Genomic DNA, 2,031 nt, shown 5'->3' with positions numbered 1-2,031 from the left:
TACTTATTAATTCTTTAATGTAGTCTTTTTGTTCGTTGAGATAATTAATTTGGAAGATAGGGAAATGTGTTTTAAGGGTATTATTTTGGCATTTTGGGGGTGATATGGGGTTGGTTAGGATTTAAAATTTAAATAAGGAACTTTGTCTTCGTAGCATTTTAAATCTATATCAAAAATGGGCATATTATTATTTTGTGCCCTAGTAAGTCTATCTTTGGCTCCTGTTATAAATTCTTTTGTTCTTTCGGTGTACCATTGGTGCCCTTCTTGCTTTTGTTTTATTTTTTCTTGAGCTTTGATTGCATTTTCTTGGGATTGTAATGTTTTTTCTTGAGCTTGGGAAGTAAATTGAAGTTCATCTTTAAATGTTTCACAAATTAATCTTAACCAATAAATTAATTTCTAAATTTTTAGTTATAAAGCGTATATAAGGTGTTTTAGAAGATATATTGCTATTTTTCAATATTTTTTTTATATCAATATTATTGATTGTGTTTATAAAAGAATATTTTTCATTATAGTAATTATCATTATTGTTACAATTTGTATTTAATAATTCATCAGTGGCATCTGGTTTGCTAGTTTGTATTAATGAATAGTCAGCTTTAGAAATTTGACAACCATATTTTTCTTTAGGTTTTGCATTTTCGTATTCTAAATTATATAAATTATTTTTACCTTCAGTCCAAATGATATAATATGATGGCAAAATTTTACTTAATGTTTCAAAATCTTTTTTTCAAAGAAATTTATTTTTCCATTAATATCTTTTTGAGTGGGATTCATTCCTTCAAAAAAACAATACTCTCTTATGATATTGTTTTATAAATCTGGATAAATTAAATAAGGGGCAACAGTTATTTTATTAATATTATATTTTTTTAATTGGGATGGATTTTGTTTCGGCATTTCGGAATTTATAATTTGTTCTTTTATATTTGGAGGTTTTTCAAAAAAAGAATTAAATGCAAGTTCATTTTTATTTTCTAATTTTTGATTTTCTTCTTTGATTTTTATTTTGTGTTTTGCGTCCAAATATTTCCAAATAATTATTAAAATAGATAAAACAGTAATTATGGATATTGTAATAGTAATATTTTTTTTATTTAGGGTTTTCATTTTTTAGTTACCTTTCATTATAAATTTACCTCCTTACCTTTATTTTACTCTTTTTTTTGCGTAAAAATCGCTCAAAAACAGTTAAAAAAGTGAAAAAAAAGATACTTTTTGCCATATTAAAGGAGGTGATTTCAATTATATAATAAAAAAAAGACTCTCATTTATTGAGAGTCTTATTGATTTGGATTAATTTTTAATATTGTATATTTCTTTTAAAGCATTTTGGTAAGGTTGGATGTCTATTTGACTAAATTTATTTTTAGTTTGTAAATTTTGAAATAAATTGTTATGCCTTGTAATTGCTAAAGTTTGATCATTTTCTAATTGTTTGTTTTGTTGACTTAATTGTTGTAATGTATCAACAATGCGATTCATTTTATCTTCTATTTTTCGTTTTTATTGTTCGTTTGCTGCTTCGTATTGTCTTTCTAAAACTTTTATATCTTTATTTATTTTTTTGCTGCTCAATGATATGTCATCCATTTTGCTATTTATTTTTAAAATATTTTCGTATGATTCTTTTTCGTCTTTAGACATGAAAGACATTTGTTGTTGTTGGTATTGTTTGCGTAGTTCTTTTTCTTTTGCTTTTATAGGTAGAATTTTTGGTAGTTCTTTAAGTTCATTATTGGTAATATATTTTAGTCTTTTGTTAAAATTTTCTTGTGAGACTTCTATTTTATTATTTATTTCAGTTTTATTGTTATTTTGTGATGAGGTTTTTAATAACATCGCATCAGAAGTGAATAATTGAGGTGTTACAAAGAAATAAAAAGTTGTAATTCCAATTAAAATTAAAAAGATAGTTGTAATAAGGATATATTTTTTGTTGCGGGTCATTTAGTTTGCTTTCTATTTTAAAAAGTGCTATTTTGTTTATCTTTGGTTCTTAATTTTATTTTATCATTTTTT

The 2,031-nt window shown here is 23.7% G+C and carries 4 protein-coding genes; all 4 read right to left on the bottom strand.

Annotated elements, in window-relative coordinates; all coding sequences use genetic code 11:
* Positions 1-370: 370 nt before the first annotated feature.
* Positions 371-709 carry a hypothetical protein gene (locus OL66_RS03030; RefSeq protein WP_034172417.1) on the bottom strand — a complete coding sequence of 113 codons (339 nt, stop codon included), beginning with the start codon at positions 707-709 and terminating at the stop codon, positions 371-373.
* A gap of 113 nt (positions 710-822) precedes the next feature.
* Positions 823-1,119 (bottom strand): hypothetical protein, encoded by a 297-nt coding sequence (locus OL66_RS03025; protein ID WP_034172416.1) that lies wholly within the window; start codon positions 1,117-1,119, stop codon positions 823-825.
* Between the two features lie 186 nt (positions 1,120-1,305).
* Positions 1,306-1,494, bottom strand: a complete 189-nt coding sequence (locus tag OL66_RS04390; RefSeq protein ID WP_238568819.1) for a hypothetical protein — start codon at positions 1,492-1,494, stop codon at positions 1,306-1,308.
* A 21-nt stretch (positions 1,495-1,515) separates the two neighbouring features.
* Entirely contained in the window at positions 1,516-1,959 is a 444-nt protein-coding gene (locus tag OL66_RS03020; protein WP_238568818.1) for a hypothetical protein, read from the bottom strand.
* Positions 1,960-2,031 lie beyond the last annotated feature (72 nt).

It is taken from the genome of Chrysanthemum yellows phytoplasma, assembly GCF_000803325.1.
Taxonomy (GTDB): domain Bacteria; phylum Bacillota_I; class Bacilli_A; order Acholeplasmatales; family Acholeplasmataceae; genus Phytoplasma; species Phytoplasma asteris.
The sequence above is the reverse complement of the archived record's forward strand: the minus strand, read 5'-3'. Positions and strand labels throughout refer to the sequence as shown.